22 protein-coding genes, 1 tRNA gene and 1 pseudogene are annotated in these 25212 nt (G+C 75.4%); 18 read left to right on the forward strand and 6 right to left on the reverse strand.

Translation table 11 applies throughout. The features are described from left to right. The 3 genes and pseudogenes from ABEB16_RS06150 to ABEB16_RS06160 all read left to right on the forward strand — a co-directional run. Positions 1 to 584 (forward strand): annotated as a pseudogene (locus ABEB16_RS06150) (hypothetical protein); the annotation flags it as partial. 110 nt (positions 585 to 694) lie between these two features. Beyond that, a complete protein-coding gene (gene adh, locus ABEB16_RS06155; RefSeq protein ID WP_345711379.1) occupies positions 695 to 2218 on the forward strand; it encodes an aldehyde dehydrogenase in 1524 nt (507 codons plus the stop codon). A gap of 14 nt (positions 2219 to 2232) precedes the next feature. Further along, on the forward strand, positions 2233 to 2628 hold the full coding sequence (locus ABEB16_RS06160) for a DUF779 domain-containing protein (RefSeq protein ID WP_345711380.1): 396 nt from the start codon (positions 2233 to 2235) through the stop codon (positions 2626 to 2628). Positions 2629 to 2662: 34 nt separating this feature from the next. On the opposite strand, the gene ABEB16_RS06165 is transcribed toward ABEB16_RS06160, so the two are convergent. After that, positions 2663 to 3784, reverse strand: a complete 1122-nt coding sequence (locus ABEB16_RS06165) for a GGDEF domain-containing protein (RefSeq protein WP_345711381.1) — start codon at positions 3782 to 3784, stop codon at positions 2663 to 2665. A gap of 214 nt (positions 3785 to 3998) precedes the next feature. Between ABEB16_RS06165 and ABEB16_RS06170 the strand changes: the two genes are divergently transcribed. Then, positions 3999 to 5585 (forward strand): methyl-accepting chemotaxis protein, encoded by a 1587-nt coding sequence (locus ABEB16_RS06170; RefSeq protein WP_345711382.1) that lies wholly within the window; start codon positions 3999 to 4001, stop codon positions 5583 to 5585. Between the two features lie 36 nt (positions 5586 to 5621). Here the strand turns inward: ABEB16_RS06170 and ABEB16_RS06175 are convergent, their stop codons facing one another. Continuing rightward, positions 5622 to 6257: a cyclase family protein gene (locus tag ABEB16_RS06175; protein ID WP_345711383.1), complete on the reverse strand. Its 636-nt coding sequence runs from the start codon at positions 6255 to 6257 to the stop codon at positions 5622 to 5624. A 231-nt stretch (positions 6258 to 6488) separates the two neighbouring features. Between ABEB16_RS06175 and ABEB16_RS06180 the strand changes: the two genes are divergently transcribed. After that, positions 6489 to 7529: a helix-turn-helix domain-containing protein gene (locus ABEB16_RS06180; protein WP_345711384.1), complete on the forward strand. Its 1041-nt coding sequence runs from the start codon at positions 6489 to 6491 to the stop codon at positions 7527 to 7529. 51 nt (positions 7530 to 7580) lie between these two features. Here the strand turns inward: ABEB16_RS06180 and ABEB16_RS06185 are convergent, their stop codons facing one another. Continuing rightward, complete coding sequence (locus ABEB16_RS06185) at positions 7581 to 8621, reverse strand: alpha/beta hydrolase (protein ID WP_345711385.1); 1041 nt, start codon at positions 8619 to 8621, stop codon at positions 7581 to 7583. 198 nt (positions 8622 to 8819) lie between these two features. On the opposite strand from ABEB16_RS06185, the gene ABEB16_RS06190 reads away from it, so the two are divergent. Genes ABEB16_RS06190 through ABEB16_RS06205 form a run of 4 tightly spaced genes read left to right on the forward strand, consistent with a single transcriptional unit; the run spans position 8820 to position 14147 of the window. Beyond that, positions 8820 to 9890, forward strand: a complete 1071-nt coding sequence (locus tag ABEB16_RS06190) for a sugar ABC transporter substrate-binding protein (RefSeq protein WP_345711386.1) — start codon at positions 8820 to 8822, stop codon at positions 9888 to 9890. 9 nt (positions 9891 to 9899) lie between these two features. Next, positions 9900 to 11384 carry a sugar ABC transporter ATP-binding protein gene (locus tag ABEB16_RS06195; RefSeq protein ID WP_345711387.1) on the forward strand — a complete coding sequence of 495 codons (1485 nt, stop codon included), beginning with the start codon at positions 9900 to 9902 and terminating at the stop codon, positions 11382 to 11384. Then, positions 11377 to 12375 (forward strand): ABC transporter permease, encoded by a 999-nt coding sequence (locus ABEB16_RS06200; protein WP_345711388.1) that lies wholly within the window; start codon positions 11377 to 11379, stop codon positions 12373 to 12375. Before ABEB16_RS06195 ends, ABEB16_RS06200 begins: the two co-directional genes overlap by 8 nt. Continuing rightward, positions 12372 to 14147, forward strand: coding sequence for a CocE/NonD family hydrolase (locus ABEB16_RS06205; protein ID WP_345711389.1), 1776 nt, complete (start codon positions 12372 to 12374; stop codon positions 14145 to 14147). The genes ABEB16_RS06200 and ABEB16_RS06205 overlap by 4 nt, the downstream gene beginning before the upstream one ends. A 60-nt stretch (positions 14148 to 14207) precedes the next feature. Here the strand turns inward: ABEB16_RS06205 and ABEB16_RS06210 are convergent, their stop codons facing one another. Then, positions 14208 to 14624, reverse strand: a complete 417-nt coding sequence (locus ABEB16_RS06210; RefSeq protein ID WP_345711390.1) for a MerR family DNA-binding transcriptional regulator — start codon at positions 14622 to 14624, stop codon at positions 14208 to 14210. A gap of 67 nt (positions 14625 to 14691) precedes the next feature. Here ABEB16_RS06210 and ABEB16_RS06215 point away from each other — a divergent pair, with 67 nt between their 5' ends. The 5 genes from ABEB16_RS06215 (at position 14692) to ABEB16_RS06235 (ending at position 19028) form a co-directional block, all read left to right on the forward strand. Further along, positions 14692 to 15321: an NADPH-dependent FMN reductase gene (locus ABEB16_RS06215; RefSeq protein WP_345711391.1), complete on the forward strand. Its 630-nt coding sequence runs from the start codon at positions 14692 to 14694 to the stop codon at positions 15319 to 15321. A gap of 19 nt (positions 15322 to 15340) precedes the next feature. Continuing rightward, on the forward strand, positions 15341 to 16819 hold the full coding sequence (locus ABEB16_RS06220; RefSeq protein WP_345711392.1) for a DHA2 family efflux MFS transporter permease subunit: 1479 nt from the start codon (positions 15341 to 15343) through the stop codon (positions 16817 to 16819). Between the two features lie 35 nt (positions 16820 to 16854). Beyond that, positions 16855 to 17508, forward strand: a complete 654-nt coding sequence (locus tag ABEB16_RS06225; protein ID WP_345711393.1) for a nucleotidyltransferase domain-containing protein — start codon at positions 16855 to 16857, stop codon at positions 17506 to 17508. A 30-nt stretch (positions 17509 to 17538) separates the two neighbouring features. After that, the gene (locus tag ABEB16_RS06230) at positions 17539 to 17928 is read left to right on the forward strand and encodes a hypothetical protein (RefSeq protein ID WP_345711394.1); all 390 of its coding nucleotides are present in this window, start codon (positions 17539 to 17541) and stop codon (positions 17926 to 17928) included. Positions 17929 to 18077: 149 nt separating this feature from the next. Further along, positions 18078 to 19028: a PhzF family phenazine biosynthesis protein gene (locus ABEB16_RS06235; protein ID WP_345711395.1), complete on the forward strand. Its 951-nt coding sequence runs from the start codon at positions 18078 to 18080 to the stop codon at positions 19026 to 19028. 46 nt (positions 19029 to 19074) lie between these two features. Here the strand turns inward: ABEB16_RS06235 and ABEB16_RS06240 are convergent, their stop codons facing one another. Further along, positions 19075 to 20022 (reverse strand): matrixin family metalloprotease, encoded by a 948-nt coding sequence (locus tag ABEB16_RS06240; RefSeq protein ID WP_345711396.1) that lies wholly within the window; start codon positions 20020 to 20022, stop codon positions 19075 to 19077. Positions 20023 to 20443: 421 nt separating this feature from the next. Here ABEB16_RS06240 and ABEB16_RS06245 point away from each other — a divergent pair, with 421 nt between their 5' ends. Both ABEB16_RS06245 and ABEB16_RS06250 read left to right on the forward strand, forming a co-directional pair. Further along, positions 20444 to 22342 carry an MFS transporter gene (locus tag ABEB16_RS06245; RefSeq protein ID WP_345711397.1) on the forward strand — a complete coding sequence of 633 codons (1899 nt, stop codon included), beginning with the start codon at positions 20444 to 20446 and terminating at the stop codon, positions 22340 to 22342. 7 nt (positions 22343 to 22349) lie between these two features. Then, a complete protein-coding gene (locus tag ABEB16_RS06250) occupies positions 22350 to 22787 on the forward strand; it encodes a universal stress protein (protein ID WP_345711398.1) in 438 nt (145 codons plus the stop codon). 86 nt (positions 22788 to 22873) lie between these two features. Here ABEB16_RS06250 and ABEB16_RS06255 read toward each other — a convergent pair. Further along, a tRNA-Gly gene (locus tag ABEB16_RS06255) sits at positions 22874 to 22944 on the reverse strand. A 103-nt stretch (positions 22945 to 23047) separates the two neighbouring features. Here ABEB16_RS06255 and ABEB16_RS06260 point away from each other — a divergent pair. Together ABEB16_RS06260 and dcd are read left to right on the forward strand one after the other, a co-directional pair. Then, on the forward strand, positions 23048 to 24355 hold the full coding sequence (locus ABEB16_RS06260) for a glycosyltransferase (protein WP_345711399.1): 1308 nt from the start codon (positions 23048 to 23050) through the stop codon (positions 24353 to 24355). Positions 24356 to 24417: 62 nt separating this feature from the next. Next, a complete protein-coding gene (gene dcd, locus ABEB16_RS06265) occupies positions 24418 to 24993 on the forward strand; it encodes a dCTP deaminase (protein WP_345711400.1) in 576 nt (191 codons plus the stop codon). Positions 24994 to 25212 lie beyond the last annotated feature (219 nt).

Below are 25212 nucleotides of genomic sequence, written 5' to 3' on the forward strand. Positions count from 1 at the left end.
TGGAGGTGCTCGGCCGCCCCGGTGCGCGGCTGCACCCCGCCGGTGCCGCGGGTGCCGGTGGGGAGGAGCTGGGCCTGCGGCACAGCGAGCTGCTCCTGCTGCTGGCCGCCCACCCGGAGGGGCGGTCGGCGGCGGAGCTGGCCCTGGCCCTGGCCGAGGAGGACCTCGCGCCCGTCACCGTTCGCGCGGAGCTGACCCGGTTGCGGGCCGCGCTGCACCGGGGCACCGGTGGGCGGCTGTCCGTCGCCGCCCGCCCGTACCGGCTCACCGGCGCCGCCGAGGTCGACGCGCTGGCGGTGCGGCAGGAGCTGCGGGCGGGCCGGCTCGCTGCCGCCCTGGCGCTGCACCGGGGCCCGGTGCTGCCGCGCTCCCTCGCCCCCGGGGTGGTGGCGCTGCGCGAGGAGCTGCTGCTGGGGCTGCGCACCGCCGCGCTGGCCGCCGACGACCCCGCGCTGCTGCTGGGCTGGGCCCGCGGCGGGGGCCGCGACGACCTGGCGGTCTGGGAGGAGCTGGCGCGGCGGCTGCCGCCGGGGGCCCCCGCCCGCGGCGAGGTGCTGGCGGGGGTGCACCGCCTGGCCCGGTGAGCCGCGGCTGCGGTCGCCGGGCGTGCAACGTCCGTGCAACCCCCGCGCCCCTACCGTGCCGGCCACGGCGCCACGAGGACGTGCGCCGACCGAGTGCACGGAGGTTTCCCATGACGGTGTACGAGGCCCCGGGCCGGGAGGGCAGCCCCGCCCGCTACGCGGACCGGTACGACCACTGGATCGGCGGGGAGCGGGTGGCCCCGGCGTCCGGGCAGTACTTCGAGAACCCGACGCCCGTGACGGGTGAGCCCTTCTGCGAGGTGGCCCGCGGCACCGCCGCCGACGTCGAGCGCGCCCTCGACGCCGCGCACGCCGCCGCCCCGGCGTGGGGCCGCACGTCGGTGGCCGAGCGGGCGCAGGTGCTCAACCGCATCGCCGACCGCGTCGAGCAGAACCTGGAGCTGCTGGCCGTCGCGGAGACGTGGGACAACGGCAAGCCGGTCCGGGAGACCCTGGCGGCGGACCTGCCGCTCGTCGTGGACCACCTGCGCTACTTCGCCGGGGCGGTGCGCGCCCAGGAGGGCGGCATCTCCGAGATCGACGAGGACACCGTCGCGTACCACTTCCACGAGCCGCTGGGCGTGGTGGGGCAGATCATCCCGTGGAACTTCCCGCTGCTGATGGCGACGTGGAAGCTGGCCCCGGCGCTGGCGGCGGGCAACGCCGTGGTCATCAAGCCGGCCGAGCAGACCCCCGCGTCGATCATGCTGCTGATGGACCTCATCGGGGACCTGCTGCCCCCGGGCGTCGTCAACGTCGTCAACGGGTTCGGCGTCGAGGCCGGCAAGCCGCTCGCCTCGTCGAACCGGATCCGGAAGATCGCCTTCACGGGGGAGACGACGACGGGGCGGCTGATCATGCAGTACGCCAGCCAGAACCTCATCCCGGTGACGCTGGAGCTGGGCGGCAAGAGCCCGAACATCTTCTTCGCCGACGTGGCCGCGCAGCGCGACGCGTTCTACGACAAGGCGCTGGAGGGGTTCACGATGTTCGCGCTGAACCAGGGGGAGGTGTGCACCTGCCCCTCGCGCGCGCTCGTGCAGTCCTCCATCTACGAGGGGTTCCTGGCCGACGCCACCGCCCGCACGCAGGCGGTGAAGCAGGGCAACCCGCTGGACACCGCGACGATGATCGGCGCGCAGGCCAGCAACGACCAGCTCGAGAAGATCCTGTCCTACATCGACATCGGCAGGCAGGAGGGCGCCCGGCTCGTCACCGGCGGCGAGCGCGCCGACCTCGGCGGGGAGCTGTCGGGCGGGTACTACGTGACGCCGACGATCTTCGAGGGCTCCAACCACATGCGGATCTTCCAGGAGGAGATCTTCGGGCCCGTGGTGTCCGTGACCCGCTTCGACGACCCCGACGACGCCCTCAAGATCGCCAACGACACGCTGTACGGCCTCGGCGCCGGCGTGTGGTCGCGCGACATCAACCTCGCGTACCGGATGGGCCGCGGCATCCAGGCGGGCCGGGTGTGGACGAACAACTACCACTCCTACCCGGCGCACGCGGCGTTCGGCGGGTACAAGAGCTCCGGGATCGGGCGGGAGAACCACCGGATGATGCTGGAGCACTACCAGCAGACGAAGAACCTGCTGGTGAGCTACTCCCCGGACGAGCTCGGTTTCTTCTGACCGGCGGCCCGGACGTGACGCGCGAGGGACCGCAGGAACAGGCGCAGGAGCGGGTCGCGCTGACCCCGCAGGCGGCGGCGGTGCTGCGCCGCCTGCGGGCCCGGCACGGGCCGCTGATGTTCCACCAGTCCGGCGGCTGCTGCGACGGCAGCTCGCCGATGTGCTACCCCGACGGGGAGTTCCTCGTCTCCGACGCCGACGTCCACCTCGGCGACCTGTGGGTGCCGGCGGGGGAGGGGTTCGCCGAGCCGTCCACCGTGCCGGTGTGGATGTCGCGGGAGCAGCACGAGCGCTGGTCCCACACCCACCTGACGATCGACGTGGTGCCCGGCCGCGGGGCGGGGTTCTCGCTGGAGGCGCCCGACGGGGTGCGCTTCCTCATCCGCTCCCGCCTGCTCGGCGCGGGGTGAGGCCGTTCCCGCCGCCGCTCCCGCCGCCGTTCCGTCAGGTCCGGTCGGTCCGGCGGTCGCGCCGGCCGGCGCGGTGGCGCGCCTTCTCGGCGTACATCGCCCGGTCGGCGCGCCGCAGGGCGCCGGCCTCGGTGTCGTCGGCGCGCAGGGCGCTCCAGCCGACGCTGGCCGTCACCCCCCGCTCCGCGCTCGCGGCGGCCACCTCCGCGCGCACCCGCGCCGCGAGCGCCTCGCCGTCCCCGCCGGCGGACAGCAGCGCGAACTCGTCGCCACCGAGGCGGGCCACGACGCCGTCCTCCCCCACGGCGCGGCCCAGGGCCGCGGCCACCGCCACGAGCAGCTCGTCGCCGGTGGCGTGCCCGGCGGTGTCGTTGACCTGCTTGAAACCGTCGAGGTCCACCACGTGCAGCACCCGGCCCGCCGGTTCCGGCAGCGCCCCGTCCAGCCGCTCCCAGAAGGCGCGCCGGTTGAGGCAGCCGGTGAGGGGATCGGTGTTCGCCAGGTCCGCCAGCCGGCGCGCGGTCCGGCTCCGCTCGGCGTCGAGGTCGTGCTGGTTGCGGGCCGCCCACCAGGCCATCCAGGTGCAGGTCGCCAGCACGGCCGAGGACACCCACAGGCCCGGGGTGGAGCCGGACGCGAGCAGCCCGGTGAGCAGGTCGGCGGCCACGACGACGGAGCCGAGCACCACGATCCCCAGCGGCGGGTAGGCCACCGTGGCGTAGATGAGGGCGAGCACGAACGTCAGGCGGACCAGGCTGCCGCTGCCGTCCGGGCCGCTGTCGACGACGGCCATCACCGCGAGCACCGTGATGACGCCCAGCGTCCAGCCGTAGAAGAACGGCCGGCCGCGGTGGTCCAGCGCCATGCGCTGCATGGGCAGCCGCAGCAGCAGCGGGGAGACGGCGGCCACGACGACCGCGACGACGAGCAGCGCGGTGCGGTGCGGGCGCTCGGGGCTCGCCAGCGCGTAGCCGGCGACGACGAGGGCGGTGAGGCAGGACAGGGCCACGCCCATCCGCAGGTGGCGCACCCAGAACCGGGCGCGGGCCTCGTCGGTGGCCAGCGGCCGCAGCAGCGCCGCCGGCAGCAGGCGCGCCAGCAGCGGTGGCCGCCCGGGACGCCGGCGGCCACCGCGGGGGGAGGGGTCGCCGGGCACGGAGGTGGTGTCGGCTGCGGGCGGGCGCGGCTTCACCGCCGGTGCCCACCGCGGGGGGCGCGTTCACCCGACCGGTGCAGGGCCGTGGCGGCGCGTCGCGCGGGCGGCCCGCCGCGCGGGTCCCCGAGGGGTCCGCTCAGGTGCGGTGGGCGGTTGCCGATGTGGTGGGGAGGTCGAGCTGCAGCCGCGCGGTTCGCAGATGCAGAGGAAGCCGATGTCCCGTCTCCGCGACGCGTCCGTCGCCACCAAGCTGTTCGCCGGTTTCGGTGTCGTCTCCGCGCTCCTCGTCCTCGTCATCGGGGTGGGGCTGAACCGCCTCGGCGGTGCGCAGGACGACCTGCGGTCCATGTCGGACTCCGGCCTGGCGTCGGTGGAGGCCATCGGCGCCACCCGCAGCGCGTTCGTGCAGATCCGCCTCGACCTGACGAACATCGCCCTCGTCCCGGACGCGGCGGCCCTGGCGGCCGCCGAGCAGGCCCTGGCGGCGGACGACACCGCCCTCGACGAGGCGTGGGCGGCCTACCTGCGGACCCACCCCGCCGCCACCGCCGAGCAGCACGGCGCCTTCGAGGACATGCTGGCCGAGTACCGGGAGAACCGCGTCGCCGGCGTGGAGCGCGCGAAGGCCGACGACATCGCCGGCTTCATCGCCATCCGCACCAGCACCCTCAACCCCGCCGCCAACGAGATCTTCGCCCTCCTCGACGACATGGGCGCCGCCGAGTCGGCCGCCGCCGCGCGCATCGCCGACGAGGGCGCGGACAGCTACCGCCAGTCCGTCGTGCTGTTCCTCGTGCTCGGCGCCGTCGCGCTGCTGGTGGCCGCTGCCGTCGCCGTCAGCGTCGCCCGTTCCGTCACCCGGCCGCTGGCGCGCGCCCTGGCCGTCGTGGAGGGCCTCGCGCACGGCCGCCTCGACCAGCGCGTCGACCTGCCCTCCCGCGACGAGGTGGGCCGCCTCGGCGCCGCGCTCGACGCGACCGTGGACCAGCTCGCGAGCACCGTGCGCGGGATCAGCGCCTCCGCGGGCGTGCTGGCCTCCTCCTCGGAGGAGCTCACCGCGGTGGCCGCGCAGCTGTCGGCCGGGGCGGCGGAGTCGGCCACCCAGTCGCGCTCGGTCTCCGGGGCCACCCAGGAGATCTCCGCGAACATCGGCACCGTCGCCGCCGCCGGCGAGCAGATGAGCGCCGCGATCCGGGAGATCTCCAGCTCCACCGCGCAGGCGTCCAGCACCGCCCGCGACGCGGTCGCCGCGGCCTCCTCCGCCGGGCAGACCGTGCAGCGGCTGGCGGCCTCCTCCCGCGAGATCGGCGACGTGGTGGCCCTGATCACCTCCATCGCCGAGCAGACGAACCTGCTGGCGCTGAACGCGACCATCGAGGCGGCCCGCGCCGGGGAGATGGGCAAGGGCTTCGCCGTCGTGGCCGGTGAGGTGAAGGAGCTGGCGCAGCAGACCGCCCGCGCCACCGAGGACATCACCCGCCGGGTGGAGGCCACCCGCACCGACGCCGCGGCCGCCGCGACGGCCATCGAGGGCATCAGCGACGTCATCTCCCGCATCGACGGGCTGCAGGGCACGATCGCGGCGGCGGTGGAGGAACAGTCGGCCACCACCGCCGAGATGGTCCGCAACGTGGAGCAGGTGTCCGGCGGGTCGGCGCAGATCGCCGCCAACATCGACGCCATCGCGGCCTCCGCGGACCAGACCACGGCGAGCGCCGGGCACACCGCCACCACCGCCGAGCAGGTCTCCCGCACGGCCGCCGAGCTCAACGGGCTCGTCGCGACGTTCCGGCTGCCCTGACCCGGCCCCGACCACCCGCCGGGTCCCGGCGGGTGGTCAGGCCGGCACCAGGAACGCCCGCGCCGGGGCGCCGTCCGCGCCGGGGACCAGCAGCGGCAGGCACGTGAACCCGTACCGGCCCGGCGCGACCCCCCGCAGGTCGAGCGCCTCCACGACGACGACCCCCGCCCGCAGCAGCACCTCGTGGGTGGGGGCCGGGTCGTCGTAGGGGGCGATCGAGAGGTAGTCGATGCCCACGAGCCGCACGCCGCGCCCGACGAGCACCGCCGCCCCGTCGGGGGTCAGCGCGGGGAAGTCCTCGCGCAACCCCGGCTCGTCCCACAGCCGCGAGCCGCGCGTCAGCAGCAGCACCCGCTCGGTGCCCGCCGGGACGTCCAGCGCCCCCACCGCCGCGGCGTCCAGGTGCCCCGCGGGGGCGGTGGCGTCGACGACCACGGCGGGACCGACCAGCGCGTCCAGCGGCACGGCCTCGATGCCGTCGCCGCCCTCGACGAAGTGCACGGGGGCGTCGACGTGGGTGCCGCAGTGCGCCGAGCACGACAGCCGGGAGACGTTGACCCCGTCGCCGTCCAGGGTCTGGTGCCGCTCGACGACGAGCTCGGCGTCGCCGGGGTAGAGGGGCACCGCGCCGGGCACGAGCGGCACGGTGACGTCGATGATGCGGCGCTCCACCCGGTCAGCCTGCCCCACCGGAGGGGTCCCGGGCACCCGGCCGCCGGCCCGGGTCCCCGCCGGGCCGGTCGGTCGCCCTGCATCATGGTGGTCGCGCCAGCAGAAGGACCCGTCCGACGGGGCCACACCCGTCGGCCCACCCCAGGAGCAGCCGATGGTGCCCGTCCACGCGCCGATGTCAGCAGCCGCGCTCCGGGCCCGACCGTGCCGCGGCCCCGGGAGGCGGCCGAGGTGAGGGAGCTGGTCGGCAAGCTGGAGGCGCTGGACCCCGATGCCGGGGCGGCGCTGCGGGTGGTCACCTACTTCGACCAGCTGCTCGAGCGGCGCGCAGGTCTGGAGAGCGTGGTGCGCGGCGCGGCCATCCTCTCCGGGCACCCTGCGGTGCTCCTCGACCGCGAGCGGGACCTGCGCGTGCGCGTCCGGCCCGACGGCACGCGCACCGAAGCGCCCGCCGCGGCGGATCCCGCGTGGTGCCGGCTGACGGTCGACCCCGGCATCACGGTCTGCCTCGAGCACGCCCCACCCGCGGGACCGGTGGAGGCCGTCGTCCTGGAGCGGGCGGCGATGGCCGCCCGGACGGTCCTGGAACGCACCCGCGGCAGGAGCCGGCCGGGGCACCACCGGGACGCGGAGCTGCTCGAGGTGCTGCTGGACCCCGCGGCACCCGAGCCCGACCGCGAGCGGGCCGCCCGGCGCACCGGGTTGCGCGCGGACGCGTGCGCCCGCGTGGTCGCCGGGCTGGACGGGTGGCTCGACGTGGTCGTCGACGCACCGGGCGGGACAGGCCGCCCGGCGCCAGGTGCCCGGCCGGGACGCGCGGGCGTGGGGCCCGCGGTACCGCCGCGCGACCTGGCCTCCACCGTCGTGGTGGCCCGCACCGCCGCGCGCTTCACCGCCGAGGGCACGCCTGCGGACCCCGGGCCGAGGGTGGTCCGCGCCGAGGACCTGGGCGGCCTGCTGCTCCTGGCGCACGCCGTCGACGCCCGACCGGAACCCGTCGCCGACGTGCTCGCGATCGAGCGGGTGGCGGCGGCGGCACCGTGGGCGCTGGCGACCCTGGACGCCCTGGCCACCAGCACCAGCCTGCGGGCGGCGGCCGCCGCCCTCGGGGTGCACCACTCCACGGTGCACGAACGGGCGTGCCACCTCGAACGCCTGCTCGGCTGGCCGCTGCGCGAGGGCGCGGGCGGCGTGCGCGTGCACGTCGCCCTGCTGCTGCGGCGGTTGCACCGCAACGGCACGGCGCCGGGGGCCGGGACCACCGGGACCTGAGCGCCCGCGGTCACCGGCGCACGGCGTCCGGGGCGCCGCGCGGCGGGGTGCTCACGCGGTCACCAGCCGCCGCACCCAGTCCGCCCGCGCCCGCGTCATGGCCTGCGACAGCGCCGCCTGCGGCATGGTGGAGTCGAACGCGTGGAACCCGCCGGGCCACACGTGCAGCTCGGCCTGGCCGCCGGCCTGCCACAGCCGGCTGGCGTACTGCACGGCCTCGTCGCGGAACGTCTCCACCGACCCCACGTCGATGAACGCCGGTGGCAGCCCGGACAGGTCGGTCGCCCGCGCGGGCGCCGCGTACGGCGACACGTCCGGTCCCCCGCGGCGCTCACCCAGCAGCGCCTGCCAGCCGGTGTGGTTGGAGCCGTGGTCCCACACCCCCACGCCCCGCATCTGCAGGCTGGAGACGGTGTCGTTGCGGTCGTCGAGCATCGGGCAGCCCAGCAGCTGCGCCCACGGCTGCGGGCCGCCCCGGTCGCGCGCCAGCAGCGCGACCCCCGCGGCCAGCCCGCCGCCGGCGCTGACGCCCATGAGGAGGATGCGGTCGGGGTCGATGCCGAGCTCGTCGGCGTGGTCGGCGGTCCAGACCAGCCCGGCGTAGCAGTCCTCCACCGGTGCCGGGTCGGGGTGCTCGGGCGCCAGGCGGTGCTCCACGGAGACCACGACCATGCCGTGCGGCTCGGCCAGGTCCAGGACGCCGGTCATGCCCGAGCGCCGGTCGCCGGCGATCATGCCGCCGTCGTGCACGTAGTAGACGGCCGGTGCCGGTGCCCGCAGGACCGCGGGCGAGCACACGAGCACGGTGACGTCCGGTTCCCCGGCCGGCCCGGGCACGGTGCGGTCCTCGACGGCGTACGCCCCGCCGCGGCGGAGGGCCTCCTCGTCCGCGGCGCGCAGCGCCAGGTGGCTCTGCCGCAGCGCGGGGATCAGCTCCGGGGTGACGGTGACGTGCCGGCCGCCCTGCAGGACGGCCAGCCCCGCGGCCAGCTCGGCGTCCAGCGCCGGCGCCGGGCCGACGACCGGACCGGGCCCGGCCGTGGCCACGGCCGCGCCCGCGCCGGCTGCCGGCACTCCCGTCGGGCCTCGCACGGCGCCCATTCTGCGCGACGGTGCCGGTGGCGGGGGCCGACACCCGTCGGGACGATCCCTACGGGTGTCGGGTGCCGCGGCCCGCGCGCATCCACCACCGTGGTCGCGCCGGCGACGTCGCCGGTACCTCGCCCGCAGGCCCGCCGCCCGGGTGAGGTCACCTCGAGCCGGCAGAGCAGCCGGGCCCAGGAGGACCCCATGCCCACGACGTCGCGTGCTGCGCGAGCGCTCCTCGCCCTCGCGGTGACCGCCTCGCTGGCCGCCTGTTCGCAGCCGGCCACCGGGACCGGGGCGGCGGCCGCCACCGCCGGTGCCGGCAACGCCGACGCCCAGCCGCCCACGCCGCCGCCGGGGGTGGCGGCGTTCGAACCGGCCCAGCCCGGCAGCGGCGCGGGGCTCACCATCGGTTTCACGCAGCTGGCCCTGTCGGCCCCCTTCCCGCAGGCGGTGCAGCGGAGCGTGGAGGAGCAGGCGGAGATCGCCGGGGTGGAGCTCGTCACCTGCGACTCCAAGCTCGACGCCTCCAGGGCGCTGGACTGCGCGAGGCAGTTCGCGACCCAGCAGGTGGACGGGCTCATCACCTTCCAGGCCGACGCGAACGCCGCGGCGAGCATCTGCGACGCCGGGCCGCAGGTCCCGGTCATGGCCGTCGACATCGAGCAGCAGCCCTGCCAGACCGCCTTCGTGGGCGCCGCCAACACCTACGCCGGCGAGGTGCTGGGTTTCCACCTCGGTGAGTACTTCCGCGACGAGGAGGGCTGCGAGTACGACGCGTTCGTCTCGCTGGAGTCCACGGCGGTCGGTGAGGTCAACGAGCAGCGCATGGGGGGCATCCGCTCCGGTTTCGAGAGCGTGTGCGGGCCCATCCACGACCTGCGCACGATCGACACCGGCGCGGGTGGCCAGGCCGACGCGGCGCAGCGGCAGATGACCGACACCCTCACCGCGCTGCCGGGCGCCGAGAAGGTCATCACCGTCGGCATCAACGAGGACGTGATCGTCGCCGCGCTGGCCGCGGCGCGGTCGCAGAACCGCACCGACAGCCTCTACCTGGGCGTGCAGAACTTCGACCCGGCCAACTGCACCATCTACGACGCCCCGCACTACGTGGGCAGCACCGCGTACTTCCCGGAGCGCTACGGCGAGCTGCTGGTCCCCAACCTGATCCGCGCCGTCAAGGGCGAGCAGGTGCCGGCCCAGCTGCTCGTGCCGCACGAGTGGGTGACCAGGGACAACGTCGAGCAGCACTACCCCGACTTCGCCTGCTGAGGCCGGACCATGACCATCAGCGTCCGGGGCCTGCGCAAGTCCTTCGGGCCCGTCGAGGTCCTGCACGGGATCGACCTCGACCTGCCCCCGGGGAAGGTGGTCGCCCTCCTCGGCGAGAACGGCGCCGGCAAGTCCACCTTCGTCCGCGTCCTCGCCGGCGACCACCAGCCCGACGCCGGGCAGATCGTCCTCGACGGCGCCCCCGTCGCCGTCAGGGACGTCGCCGCCGCGCGCGGCCTCGGGATCCGCCTCATCTCCCAGGAGATCGCCGACGCCCCGACGCTGAGCGTCGCGGAGAACGTCAGCCTGGGCGACTGGCCGCACCGGGCGGGCATCGTCTCCCGGCGGGCGCTGCACCAGCGCGCGCGGGAGGTGCTCGACCTGCTGCGCAGCGACATCGACCCCGGGCGCACCGTCGGCTCGCTGCGCCTGGGGGAGCGGCAGATCGTCGAGATCGCGCGGGCCCTGGTGGGCGAGAGCCGCTGCGTCGTCTTCGACGAGCCCACCGCCGCGCTGTCCGACGCCGAGGCCCGGCGCCTGTTCGCCGTCATCGAGGGGCTGCGCGCCAGGGGCGTGACCGTCCTGTACATCACGCACCGCCTCGACGAGGTGTTCCGCATCGCCGACCAGGTGTGCGTCCTGCGCGACGGCGTCGTCTCCCTGGACGCCCCCGTCGCCGAGGTGACGACCGCCCGGGTCGTGGAGGCGATGGTCGGCCGCTCCGTCGCCACCGAGCGCTTCCGCGCCGGCGCCGCCCCCGGCGGCGTGCGCCTGTCGGTCACCGCCGCCACCACCGACGCGTTCACCGACGTCTCCTTCCCGGTGCGGGCCGGGGAGGTGCTCGGGCTCTACGGCAAGATCGGCTCCGGTGTCCCCGAGGTCGCGGAGGCCCTCATCGGCGAACGGCGCCTGCGCGCCGGCGGCATCGAGGTCGACGGGCGGCCGGTGCGCCTGCGGAGCGCGGCCGAGGCCATCACCGCCGGCATCGGCTACCTGCCGCCGGACCGCAAGGGGCAGGCGCTCCTCGGTCCGCGCTCGGTCGCCGAGAACCTGGTCGCGCCGACGTGGCGCCGGTTGTCCCGCGGCGGCCTCATCACCCGCGGCCCGGAGTCGCGCGCGTACCGCCGCTGGCACGACGTGCTGGCGGTCCGCTCCCGCAACGACCCCGAGCAGGGCATCGCGACGCTGTCGGGCGGCAACCAGCAGAAGGTCCTCCTCGGCCGCTGGCTGGAGGCCGGGTCGAAGGTCCTCGTGCTCGTCGAACCGACCCGCGGCGTCGACGTCGGCGCGCGCCACGAGATCTACCGCGCCGTGCGGGACCTGGCCGACGGCGGCAGCGCCGTCGTCGTCGCCAGCTCCGACTACGAGGACGTGGTCGCCGTCTGCGACACCGCGCTCGTCATGGTCCGCGGCCGCGTCGTCGCCCGCGTGGCCGGCGACGGCGTGACCACCCAAACCCTCACCCGCGCAGCCGGAGGTGCTGTCCATGCCTGAGACGTCCATCCCCACCGCGGCCGCACCCCCGGCGCCGGCCCCCGCGCCGGCCCGGGCGCGCAGGCAGGTGTCCATCCCGACCAGCGCGGCGCTGCTCGTCTTCCTGGCGGCGGAGGTCGTGTTCTTCTCGGTGCGGTCACCGTTCTTCCTCAACTGGGCGAACTGGGTCAACATCCTCACCGCCCTGGCCATCACGGGCGTGCTGGCGGCCGGTGCCACCGTGCTGCTCATCGCCGGCCAGTTCGACCTGTCCGTCGGCTCCGGGGTCGCCTTCGTCGGCCTGGTGCTGGTGCTGGCCGCGCCCGCGGTCGGCCTGCCGCTGGCCGTCGTGCTGGCGGTGGCCACCGGCATCGGCATCGGCCTGCTCAACGGTTTCCTCGTCACGGTGGTCGGGATCAACGCCCTCATCACCACCCTGGGCACCCTGGCGGTCTTCCGCGGTCTGACCCTCGTCATCGGCGGTGGGCAGAACATCCCCGTCCAGGGGTTCGACTTCGCCATCCAGCGCCCGTTCCTCGACGTCCCCGTCCCGGCCCTGGTCTTCCTGGTCGTCGCGGTCCTGGTCGCCGCCCTGCTGCGCTTCACCGTCTTCGGCCGCTCGATGTACGCGATCGGCGCCAACCCCGTCGCCGCCCGCCTGGTCGGCATCCGCGTCAGCCGGAAGCTCTTCGCGGCGTTCACGATCTCCGGGGCGTGCATCGCGGTCGCCGGCCTGCTGTCCACCTCGCAGCTGGGCTCCACGTCCGGCACGACCGGCACGGGCCTGGAACTGGCCGCCGTGACCGCCGTGATCCTCGGCGGCGTCAGCCTCAGCGGTGGTGTCGGTGGCATGCTCGGCACCGTCATCGGCCTGCTCATCGTCGGGGTGCTCAGCAACGGCCTGACCCTGATGAACGTCGACTCCGCCTGGCAGCAGGTCGCCACCGGCAGCCTGCTGATCATCGCCGTCGCGTTCGACCGGCTGCGGCAGAAGGTGTTCCGCAGCGCATGAGCACCGAACCGCTGGGCCAGGCCGCGAACTGCGGGCCGGCCCCGACGACGAACCCCGTCCAGGTGCTGCGGGACGTCCCCGTCCCCGCGGGCGACGGGACCGCGCTGGCCACCGACGTCTGGCTGCCGGGGGGCCGGCCCCCGCGGGGCGGGTGGCCGGTGCTGCTGCAGCGGACGCCCTACGACAAGTCCTCCTCCTTCATGTCCCAGCACGTCATCGGCATGGAGGTCCTGCGCGCGCTGGAGGCCGGTTTCGCGGTGGTCGTGCAGGACACCCGGGGCCGCTACCGCTCCGCGGGTGCGTTCGACCCGTTCCGCCACGAGGCCGGCGACGGGGCCGACACCATCGCCTGGATCCGGCGGCAGCCCTGGAGCGACGGGCGGGTCGCGATGTACGGCGCGTCATACATCGGCGCCACCCAGCTCCTGGCGGCGAGCGCGGCCCCCGAGGGGCTGCACGCCCTGGCGCCGCAGCTGACCAGCCTGGGCCTGCGCGAGCCGTGGACCTACCAGGGGGGTGCGCTGCAGCTGGGTTTCGTGCTGCTGTGGGTCCTCGAGTCGCTGGCGCCCCCGGACGTGGAGCGCCTCCCGGCCGCGGACCGCGCCGACGCCGCGGCCCTGCTGGCCGAGCTGCGGGTGGATCCGCTGGCCGCCATGTCGCGCCTGCCGGTGCTCACCCCGCGCCTGGAGCGGCTGGCCCCCTACCTCGGCGACTGGCTGCGCCACCCGCCGGGGGACGACTGGTGGGCGTCGTTCGACCCCGCGCAGCGCGCCGCGCGGATCGCCGTGCCCGCCCTGCACATCGCCGGCACCGCCGACATCTTCTGCGAGGGGTCGCTGGCCGCCTACCAGGCGCTGCGCGCCGGTGCCGCGGCGGAGGGGCAGCACCTCGTGCTGGGTCCCTGGTCGCACGGCAACACCAGCGACTGGCAGGGGGAGCGCTGGCTGGGGTACGGGGCGGCCTCGGCGGCCCTGGACCTCACCGGCGTGCAGCTGGAGTTCTTCCGGGCGGTGCTGGAGGGCCGCCCGCCGGACATGCCGCGGGTGCGCTACTTCGCCACCGGCTCCGACACCTGGCGGGAGGCGGCCGACTGGCCGGTGCCCGGCACCCGGCAGGCGGCCCTGCACCTGCGCGGGGGCGGCGGGCTCACCCCCGGCGCGCCGGGGGGCGAGGAAGCCGCCGACCGCTACGTCTCCGACCCGCGCGACCCCGTCCCCACCGCCGGTGGTGCCACGTTCCTGCCCGGTCTGCTGGTGGCCCGAAACTCCGGCCAGCGGGCGCAGGACCGGGTCGAGGCCCGCCCCGACGTGCTGGTGTACACCGGCGAACCCCTCGACCAGGACCTCGAGGTCACGGGTCGGGTGGTCCTGGAGCTGTGGGCGGCGTCCACGGCCACCGACTGCGACTGGGCGGCGCGGTTGACCGACGTCGCCCCGGACGGCACGTCCACCGGCATCGTCGACGGCCTGCTGCGCGCCCGGTACCGCCGGGGGGGCGCACCGCTGCCCCTGCAGCCGGGGCGCCCGGAGCGCTTCGAGGTCGTCCTGGGCAGCACCAGCCACGTCTTCCGGGCAGGGCACCGCATCCGCCTGCAGGTCGCCAGCTCCAACCACCCGCGTTTCGACCGCAACCCCCAGCGGATGGTCGATCCCGTGACGGCGACGGCGGCGGACTTCGTGGTGGCCGGGCAGACCGTCTTCCACGACGTCCGGCGCCCCAGCCGGTTGCTGCTGCCCACGATCCCCGCGGGCGGGCGCCGCGCGGTGGTGTGACGGCGGGCGGACGTGCCGCCGACCCCGGTCGGGGTTCCGGCCGGGGTCCCGGGCACCCGGTCAGCGGCCCGGGTTCCCGCCGAGCCGGCCGTCCACCTCGCACAGCCGGCCGGCCGAGCGGATCTCGTCGAGGTAGCTGCGCAGCGCCGCGGTGCGGGCCTCCGCCTCGGCGACGAGGACGTCGGCGAGGCGGGCCCAGTCCTCGGGTGCGGGGTCCGCGGGCAGGTCGGCGAAGACGTCGGTGATCTCCCGGACGGTCAGCCCGACGCGCTGGGCGACCTTGGCGACCTTGATCCGGCACGCGGCGACGTCGTCGAAGCGCCGCTGGTCGCCCGCGGTGCGGTGGGCGGTGATCAGGCCGTGCTGCTCGTAGAACCGCACCGCCGAGGGGGCGACGCCGGCGATCGCGGCGACGTCGCCGACGGTGAGGGTGAACCCGGGCGGAACCTGCGCGTCGACGCTCACGGCGACCAGCATGCGCGCCCCGGCATTCTGACTTCAACGCCTTGACCTCAACATATGTCGAACGCCCAGCGTGGTCGTCATGACCACCCCGACCACCACCACCGTTCCCGTCCCCGCCGCCTCCACCGCCGTCGCCGGCGCCCCGGCCTCCGAGCCGCTGCGGATCGCGGTCATCGTCGGGAGCGTCCGCGCCGAACGCCTCGGCCGCGTGCTCGCGGACTGGGCCGCCGGGCGCGCCATGAGCACCGGCGCCGGGATCGACCTGATCGACCTGGCCGACTCGCCGCTGCCGGACGACGCGCTGCTGCAACCCGGTGGAGGTCCCCGCTCACCGATCGCCGACCGCGTCGAACGCGCCGACGGCTACCTGTTCGTCACCCCCGAGTACAACCACAGCTATCCGGCCGGCCTGAAGCGGGCCATCGACTGGCACTACCGCGAGTGGATGTTCAAGCCCGCGACCGTGCTGTCCTACGGCGTCCAGGGCGGGCTGGCGGCCACCGAGCACCTGCGCGGGGTCCTCGCCGAACTGCACGTCGTCACCACCCGCCGCTGCGTCGGGCTGCGCGCGCCGTGGAACGACCTCGACGCCGGCGCCTTCACGCCCCCGCCGGGGGTCGACGAGGCCCTCGACCAGGCCCTCGGGGAACTGGCGTGGTGGGCCGGGGTGCTGCGCGAGGCCCGCCGCGACCGCCCCTACCACCGCTGACCGCGACGGCAGGCACGTCATGGACCCCCGCGCACGCGTCATCGGACTGGTGCTCGCCCTCGGCGGGCTGATGGTGACGATCGACACCACCGTCGCCCTCGTCGCGGTGCCCGCGATCGTCGCCGACCTGGACTCCACGCTGCCCGCCGTGCAGTGGGTCACCACCGCCTACCTGCTCGGTGTCGTCGCGGTCATCCCGCTCGCCGGCTGGGCGGCGAACCGGTACGGCGCCCGCCGCGTCTACGTCACCGCGCTGGCCGTGTTCACGCTCGCCTCCGTCCTGGCCGGCCTGGCCTGGGACGCGGCGTCCCTGACCGCGTTCCGGGTCCTGCAGGGCCTCGGCGGTGGGCTGCTGAACCCGGTCGGATCGGCCATCGGCCTGCGCGCGGTGCCCCGCGAGGCCCGCGGTCGGCTGATGAGCCTGCTCGGCCTGCCCGTGGTGATCGGCCCCGTGCTCGGCCCGCCCCTGGCGGGCTGGCTCGTCGACGACGCCTCCTGGCGGTGGGTGTTCCTCGTCAACGCCCCCATCGGCGTCGCCGCCGTGCTGCTGTGCGCCCGGCTGCTGCCGGCCCAGCCCCCCACCGACCGGGCCCCGGTCGACTGGCCCGGCCTCGGCCTGCTGTCCGGTGGTGCCGTCCTCGTCGTGCTGGGCTGCAGCCGGATCGGCGAGACCGGCTCGCTGACCTGGACCGCGGGAACCGCGCTCGGCGCCGGGGTGCTGCTCGTGGCCGCGTCCGCCGTCCGCGCCCTGCGCGTCCCGGCCCCGCTGGTCGACCTGCGGCTGCTGCGCCACCGGCCGCTCGCCGCGGGGCTGGTCGTGCTGGTGTGTTTCGGGGCGGCGTACTTCGGGTCGTTGGCGGTCCTGCCGGTCTTCGTGCAGGGCGTCCGCGGCGACCCGGCGCTGCTCGCCGGGACCCTCACCATCCCGATGGCCCTCGCCGTGGGGCTGACGCTGCAGGTCGCCACCCGCCTCGTCGACCGGGTCCCGCCGCGGCGGATCGTGCTGACGGGCGTCACCCTCGGCCTGCTCGGCTCCCTCGCGCTGCTGGCCACCACCACCGCCGACGCGGGGTACCCGCTCGTCGTCGCGGCGGCCGTGGTGCTCGGGATCGGGTCGGGGGCCACCCTGATGCCCACGATGACCGTCGCCGTGCGGGACCTGGAGGGCGCCGACACGCCCCGCGGCACCACCCTCCTGTCGCTGCTGCAGCAGGGCGCCAGCGCGATCGGGGTCGCCGTCGTCGCGACCACCCTCACCGTGCTCGTCTCGGCCCGCGTCCCCGCCCTCGCCGCCGCCGGCGAGGGCGGGCTGGCCGGGATGCTCGCCCTCGACCCCGCCGCCCGCGCCGCCCTGGCCCCGGAACTGGCCGCCGCCGTCGGCGGCAGCTACGCCGTCGCCGCGGTGCTGATGGCGCTGGCCGCCCTCGCCGCCGTCGTCGGCCTGCCCCGCACCGCTCCGGCGCCCCGCCCGCACCGGCCGGATCCTCTTAAATTGTAGAAGACCTGCTACTTTTTAAGAGTGCAGGTGGCGGCGTGGATCTGAGCGACCCCGTGAGCGCGGTGATCCCCACCCTCGAAGGTCAGGTCCTGCGCGTCCTCGCCGGCACGACACGACCCATGACCGCGTCGACGATCGCCCGCCTCGCAGCGCGGGGCAGCGGACCCGGGGTCCGCGTGGCCCTGCAGCGGCTCGTCGACGTCGGCACCGTCCTCCAGGACCGGGTCGGCAGGCAGTACGAGTACCGGGCCAACCGCGACCACGCGGCCTGGCCGGCGATCCAGGCCGCCGTCGACTTCGCGAACGGCTTCCGGGCTCGGCTGGACGCCGAGATCGGTCGGCTGATCCACGACGTCACCGCTCACGAGGCCCCGGACGTGGGGTGGGGTGAGCGCGTGACGTGCGCCCTGTTCGGGTCGACGGCCCGCGGGACGGCCGACGCGGAGAGCGACGTGGACCTCGTGCTGGTCATCCCGGACGGTGTCCCCGCCGAGTCGGGGGAAGCGTTGAGCGAGCACCTGTCGGAACGCATCACCCTCTTCACGGGCAACCCGGTCAACACCCTCCTCCTGACCACCGGCCAGCGGGACGAGATGGTTTCCCGCGACGACGCGCTGGTGCGGTCCTGGCGCGTCGATGCGCGCACCGTCCACGGACCCGACCTGCTGCCCGTCCCCGAGGGGAGCTGACCCGTGCCCAAGGCCTTCAGGACGCGGCCCATGAGCAGCACCGACTGCAGGCAGCGGGCCGCCACCGCGCGGGAGCACCTCGTCGTCGCCCGCGAGCGCCTGGACGTCGCGACCGCCGAGCCCGGCCCGTCGGAGATGGCGCAGGTCGCGGCGTCGAACGCCGTGCTCTCCGGCATCGCGGCTACGGACGCGATCTGCGGCAGCGCCCTCGGTGAGTGCTCCAGCGAGCAGGACCACCGCACGGCGACCGCGCTGCTCAAGCGGGTGCACGGCGCGGACGAGCTCGCGACGAAGCTGCAGCGGCTGCTGGCGGACGAGACGGCCATCCAGTACGGCGGCTATTGCACCGACGCCGTCGCGAGGGCGTCGGTCTCACGGGCGGAGGCGCTCGTGGAGGCCCTGAGCCGGTACCACCTGTGAGCCGTCGACCCGCTCGACCGGCTGCTGACCCAGGTGCCCCAGCGGGAACGTCCGCGCCTACCGGTGGGCGCCGGCCGGCCGGGTAGTAGCAGGCCAAAGGCGACCGGATGGCCCTTCACCGCACCGCACCGGCGGGACACGATGGCGCGGTGGACGACTTGAGGACCACCGCCGACGCGCCCGCGACCACCGTGCCCGGCCCCGCCGGCCAGGACGCCGGTGCAGGTGCGGTCGAGGTGTTGCGCCTGTCGTCGTTCGCGGCGGAGCCGCACGGGGGGAACCCCGCGGGCGTCGTGCTCGACGCGAGAAGCCTGTCCGCGGCGCGGATGCAGGAGCTGGCGGCGGAGGTGGGCTACTCCGAGACCGCGTTCGTCGTCGACCCGGCGGTCGGCGGTGACGGGCGCCGCGTCCGGGTCCGGTACTTCTCGCCCGCGGGTGAGGTGCCGTTCTGCGGGCACGCGACCATCGCGACGGCCGTCGTGCTGGCGCAACGTCGTGGCGCGGGCGCCTTCGTCGTGGACACCGCCGTCGGCCCCGTCGTGATCGACACCGCGGTCGGTGGGCGGGGACGCGTGGTGGCGTCGTTCACCAGCGTGGAACCCGCGGTGCGCGACCTCGACGCCGCGGCGGCCGCGCGCCTGCTGGAACTGCTGGGCGTCGGGCGCGGCGACCTCGACGAGCGCTGGCCGCTGCGGGAGGCGTTCGCGGGGAACTGGCACCCGGTCCTCGCGCTCCGCGACCAGGCCGTCTTCGACGGGTTCACGTTCGAGCCGGGTGCGGTGCGCGCCCTGATGGACGAGCAGGGGTGGGCGGGCACCGTCACCGTCGTCCACGCGCGGGGAGCCGATCCGTCGGTGCCCGGCGCCACCGTCGTCGAGGCCCGCAACCTCTTCCCGGTCGGCGACATCACCGAGGACCCCGCCACGGGAGCGGCGGCCGCGGCGCTGGCGGCGTACCTGCGCGAGATCGGGGCGGTCGAGGCCCCGGCCCGCGTCGTCGTGCACCAGGGGCGGCACGTCGGGCGGCCGAGCGTGCTGGTCGCCGACGTCCCCGCGACGGGCGGGGTCACCGTGAGCGGGACGGCCGACCCGCTGCCCTGAGCGGCCGACCCGGTGCCGGTGGGGCCTCACCGGCGGCCGTGCCGCGTCAGACCTCGGGGATGCACCCACCGGTGCCGAGGGCGGCGAGCCCGGTGAGGTCGCCGGGGCCGAAGCCGCCCTGCGCGCCCGCCACGGGGTACATCAGCTCGGTGGGGTCGTTGACGTGGGCGAGGCCGACGAGGTGGGCCAGCTCGTGCTCGAGCACCAGCCGGACGAACGCGTCGCCGCCGGGGTGGGCGAGCGCCTGGGTCACCTCGCCCGCGTCGAGCTCCACGGTGCCGGAGACGTACACGTCCTCCCCCTCCGGCGTGGTGACCCCCGCCGGACCCGCCTGACCGACGACGCTGGCGGCGATGTCGGGCACCTCGTCGGCGCTCACCCAGGTGATGAGCACCGGCGCCCACCGGTCGCCGTAGCGGTCGGGCTGGAACGACGCGCGCTGCGGGGAGGGACCCTCGTCGGTGCTGCCGTCGTCGACGAAGCGCAGCCCGGTGGCCTCGCTGACGCGCTGCAGGGCCTCCTGCAGGAGTTCCTGCCCACCGGCGGGGGCCCCGGCGGTCCGGGTCACGTAGTGGATCGGCCGGCAGGGGTCCCAGCGGACCGGCGTGGTGCCGTCCGCCTGGGTGCGCATCGGGCGCCAGGCGTCGCTGTGCTGCACCAGGGGGGCCGGCTGGCCCAGCGGGGCGTCCTCGGACTCCTGACCGGGGGTCGGGACGTCCGCGGACCGGCCGGCGTACACCAGGGAGGTGCCCTGCAGGGCGCCGCTGAACTGGGCCCACGCGCTGACCCCCAGGACGGCGACGACCGCGGCCGCGAGCCCCGCGCCCCGCCACCGGCTGCCGCGCCGGGCCGGAGCCGGGCCGGTCGGGCCCCGCCAGGGGGGAGGGGTGCTCGCGCGGCCGGTGGCCTCGTCCATCACCCACTGCGGAACCCGGCCGGTGGGCGAGCGGGGGATGTCGCCGACCCGGCTCCTGGGCTCGGTGCCCGAACTCACCGCGTACCTCCACGTCGTCCCGGTGCCCACCACCGCCGCGCCGAGGGTGGGGCGGTGCTCCGGACCAGCATCGGCGCGGCCCGGGCGCGTCCGGGCCGCGCCGCGGCCGCGTCACCCGGTCGCCGCACACGTTTCACCCGGTGACGGGCCGCGGCGTTTCCGAGCGGTGCGCTCCCGCCGCTCGAAACCACCCCGCACCACACGTGAAACGCTCTCCGGCAGAGACGTCCGCTTCTCCCAGCTGTTGACAAGTCGGAAGCGGGACGAGAAGACTCCCGACGAGGCGACGTCGGTCGGTCGCAGATCCGCCGACGGTCGGCAACGGTGCCGGACGCAGGTCGCGACGTCGAGCAGGCAGCCCCGGGCGCGCGCCAGGAGCGACAGGCGTGGCCGTCCGTGTCATCGCAAAGGAGCGATCTCGATGGCAACCAACGTGGAAGTCGCCGGGATCGACGCGGAGGACAGGCGCCGGCCGTTGATGACGACCGGAAACATCGCCTGGATGAACCTCGGGTTCTTCGGCGTGCAGTTCAGCTTCGGGCTCACCCAGACCGCGGTGAACCCGCTGTTCCTGCTGCTGGGGGCGGATGCGCACAGCCTGCCGATCCTCAACATCGCCGGTCCGATCACCGGCCTGCTGATCCAGCCGTTCATCGGGGCCATGAGCGACAAGACGTGGAGCCCGAGGTGGGGGAAGCGGAAGCCGTACGTCCTCGGCGGCAGCCTGCTCATGGTCCTCATCCTGTTCCTCTTCCCGCTCGTCTCCGCCCTGTGGATGGCCGTGCTCTGCCTCTGGCTGGTGGATGCCGGCAACAACTCCGCGATGGAGCCGTACCGGGCGCTCATCTCCGACCGGTTGCGCAAGCTGCAGATCCCCAAGGGATTCCTGATCCAGAGCATGTTCACCGGCGCCGGGGCGGTGCTGGCGAACGTGTCGCTGTACGTGATGCAGAAACTGGTGACGGGGGCCACCGGCGCCAACGTGCCCTACTGGGTCTTCGTCTGTTTCTGGCTCGGGGTCGTCTGCGCCCTGGTCACGGTCGGTCTCGCCATGGTGAGGACCAAGGAGGTCGAACCGACCCCCGAGGAACTGACGCACATCAAATCGCAGTCCAAGGGGCCCGTCGCCACCATCGCCGAGATCGCCGAGGCCGTGAAGGTGATGCCGATCGGCATGCACAAGATCGGCCTGGCGTTCTTGTTCCAGTGGTACGCCATGTTCATCTACTGGCAGTTCGTGAGCGTCAGCGTCGCCGAATCGGTGTGGAACACGACCCCGGACACCCCCCTGTACGAGGAGGCGGCCGGCTGGAGCGGCCTGATGAACGGCGGCTACAACTTCGTCACGATGATCTCCGCCATGTTCCTGCTGCCGCTGTGCCGCCGATTCGGCGGCAAGAAGGTGCACGCCGGCACCCTGGCGCTGGCCGCCCTCTCCCTGGCCTGGCTGTCGACGATCGACACCCAGGGGCTGACGCTCGTCGCCATGATCGGCCTCGGCATCTGCTGGGCCAGCATGGTCGGCGTCCCGTACCTGATGGTGGCCAGCATGGTCCCCCGGGAACGCACCGGCGTGTACATGGGGATCCTGAACATGATGATCGTGGTCCCGATGCTGCTCCAGACGCTCACCTTCGGCTGGATCTTCGAGAACCTGCTCGGCAGCCACGGGACCAGCGCGATCCTGCTCGCCGGCGTGCTGCTCGGTTGCGCCGCCGTCGCCATCCTGTGGGTCAACCCGCCCAAGGTCGACGAGGAGTCGTCGGTCATGCCGCTCGGCGCGCACCGCGAGATCACGGTCTACGACCGCGTCGTCGTCGGCTCCGACGGCTCACCCTCCGCCCTGTACGCCGTCGCGAGGGCGCACGAGGTCGCCGCGGCCGCCGAGGCCAGGATCGTCGTGGTCAGCGCGTTCGACCCCGACGGCGGCGCCCGGCAACAGCAGCAGGAGGACGGCCGCACCCTGCTGCACGGCGAGGACGCGGCGAGGGCGGCCCTGCGCAGGTCGGTGCAGGAGATCACCTCCAGCCGGGTCCGCGACGTCGAACAGGTCGCCGTCGCCGGCGCACCCGCCGAAGCGCTGCTGCGGGTGGCGGGCCAGAACCCCGCCAGCCTGATCGTCGTGGGCAACCGCGGCCTCGGCGCGCGGGAGGGCGAGGCGCTCGGCTCCGTCCCCGGCGAGATCGTGCAGAAGGCCAACTGCGACGTGCTCGTCATCCAGACCTCGGCCCTGACCGGGCACACCCTGGACGAGGCCGCCGACCGGGCCCGCCTGGCCGGCCGGGGTGGAACCGCCGTGCCCCGCACCGCCGAAGGGTAGGAGCGCCATGTCCGAGATCAAGCACATCGTCGTCGGGGTGGACGGGTCCGACAGCAGCCGCGCGGCGCTGCGGTGGGCCTACGACGAGGCCGCGCACCACGGCGCCTCGCTCACCGCGGTGGCCGCCTGGCACCCTCCGGCGCTGCCCATGACCCCGCCGTACGGGGCGGTCCCCCCCGAGGGCTACGGCGACCAGCCGCGGCAGGAGGCGCTGGACCTCCTCGACCGGTTCACCGGTGCGCTCGCGCCCCGGACGCCGGCGGTGGACGTGCGGACGTCGGTGGAGGAGGGCAACCCGGCCGCGGTGCTGATCGAGCGCTCCGGGGAGGCGGACCTCCTGGTGGTCGGGTCCCGCGGTCACGGCGGCTTCGCGGGGATGCTGCTGGGTTCGGTCAGCCAGCACCTGGTGGCCCACGCGCACTGCCCGGTCGTCGTCGTCCGCTGACGCGGCGGCGCCGGGCCCCTGCGGCCCCGCCGACGCGAAAGGCCCAGGCTCAGCGATCGTGCCGCTGACCTGGGCCTTCGTTCCTGAGCGGGTGACGGGAATCGAACCCGCGCTATCAGCTTGGGAAGCTGAAGTTCTACCATTGAACTACACCCGCACGACGCCCTCCGGGGACGTGCGCACCTACTGTAGCCGAGCCCGTGGGGTGCTCAAGCCCCTCCCCGCCCGTCCGGGCGCCGACCCTCCGACCGGAGGACGCCGTGGCCGACGTGATGATCGCGGCGATGCCCTTCACCGGGCACGTCGTCCCCCTGCTGCACGTCGCCGAGGCGCTCGCGGCGGCCGGCCACCGGGTGCGCGTCCACGTCGGCTCGCACTTCGCCGACCGGGTCCGCGCCGCGGGGGCCGAGCACGTGCCCTGGCAGCGGGCGCCCGACTTCGACGAGCGCGACCTGCGGGCGGTGTTCCCGCAGACGGGTCGGGGCGGACCGCTGGGGGTGCTCACCAACCTGGAGCACGTCTTCGTCCGCACCGGCGCCGGGCAGGTGCACGACCTGCTCGCGGCGTGGCAGCGGCGCCCCTGGGACCTGCTCGTCGCCGACGGCTTCAGCACCGGTGGGGCGCTGGTCTCCGAGCGGCTCGGCGTGCCGTGGGCGTCGGTGTCCACGGGGCCGCTGACCGTGCCCAGCCGCGACCTGCCGCCGCCCGGCCTGCCCCTGGCCCCGGCCCGGGGACCGCTCGGCCGCGCCCGCGACACCGCGCTGCGCGGCGCCTTCGCGGCCCTGAGCCGCCCGCTGCGGACGGCGCTGCGCGAGACCCGGGCCGCCGTCGGCCTGGAGCCGGGCGCGGTGACCCTGGAGCAGCAGTGGATCTCGCCCCACCTCGTCCTCGCCCTCGGGATCGCGGAGCTGGAGGCGCCCCGCTCCGACCTGCCCGCGCACGTGCACTTCGTGGGCTCGTTCCCGCCCGGCGGCGCGGACGAGGACCTGCCGCCGGGCTGGGCGCGGGCGCTGGAGGCGCCCCGCCCCGTCGTGCACGTCACGCAGGGCACCTTCGGCACGGACCCGCAGCAGCTGCTGCGCCCGGCGCTGGAGGCCCTCGGCGGCCGGGACGTCACGGTCGCCGCCGTCACCGGCGTGATCGGCCGCGACGCGCTGCCCTTCGACCCGCCCCCGAACGCCGTCGTGGCCGCGCGCGTGCCCTACGGCCGGCTGCTGCCGCGCACCGACGTCGTCGTCACCAACGGCGGCTGGGGCGGCGTCGTCGCGGCGCTGCGCCACGGCATCCCCCTCGTCGTCGCCGGCGCCGACCTCGACAAGCCCCTCGTCGCCGCGATGGTCGCCCGCAGCGGTGCCGGCATCGACCTGCGCACCGGCCGCCCCCCGGCGCGGGCGGTGGGTGCGGCCGTGGACCGGGTGCTCGCCGAGCCGTCGTACCGCCGCGCCGCCACCGGCCTCGCCGCGCGGTTCGCCGCCCACGACACCGCCGCGGAGGTCGTGGGGCTGCTGGAGCGGCTGCTGCGGGACCGGGCGCCCGTCCGGCGCGCGGGCGACCCCTGGGGGCGCTGACCCACCCGCCGACCCACCCGCGGGGCCACCCCCCGCCGCACCCGGGCCGGTACCGTGATCGTGTGCTGCTCTCCGACCGCGACATCAGGGCCGAGCTGGCGGCCGGGCGCGTCGTGCTCGACCCGCTCGACCCCTCGATGGTGCAGCCCTCCAGCGTCGACGTGCGCCTGGACCGCTGGTTCCGCCTCTTCGACAACCACAAGTACGCCGTCATCGACCCCGCCGAGGAGCAGCCGGACCTGACCCGCCTCGTGGGGGTCGAGCCCGACGAGGCCTTCGTGCTGCACCCGGGCGAGTTCGTGCTGGCCTCCACGTTCGAGGCGGTCACCCTGCCCGACGACATCTCCGCGCGCCTGGAGGGCAAGAGCAGCCTGGGCCGCCTCGGGCTGCTCACCCACTCCACGGCCGGCTTCATCGACGCCGGCTTCTCCGGGCACGTGACGCTGGAGCTGTCCAACGTCGCGACGCTGCCCATCAAGCTGTGGCCGGGCATGAAGGTGGGCCAGCTCTGCTTCTTCCGCCTCACCAGCCCGGTGGAGCATCCCTACGGCAGCCCGGGGTACTCCTCCCGCTACCAGGGGCAGCGCGGGCCGACGGCCAGCCGGTCGCACCTGTCCTTCCACCGCACCGAGGTCTGATCGCGGGGCCCGGTCCCCGAGAGCTGCCACCACCGCACAGAGACGGCGACGAGGAGCTGACATGGGTGTCCTGGCGAGGCTGCGGCGCAGCGGTGGGCCGACGGCCGCGGAGCTGGCCGCCATGCACCTGCTGCTCCTGCCCCCCGACGTGCCGCAGCAGGAGATCGCCGCGGCGGTGCGCTGCCGCTACCCCGACGCGCTGTCCGCCGGCGGGGTGCT

This window comes from Kineococcus glutinatus (assembly GCF_039542765.1).
Lineage (GTDB): Bacteria > Actinomycetota > Actinomycetes > Actinomycetales > Kineococcaceae > Kineococcus_A > Kineococcus_A glutinatus.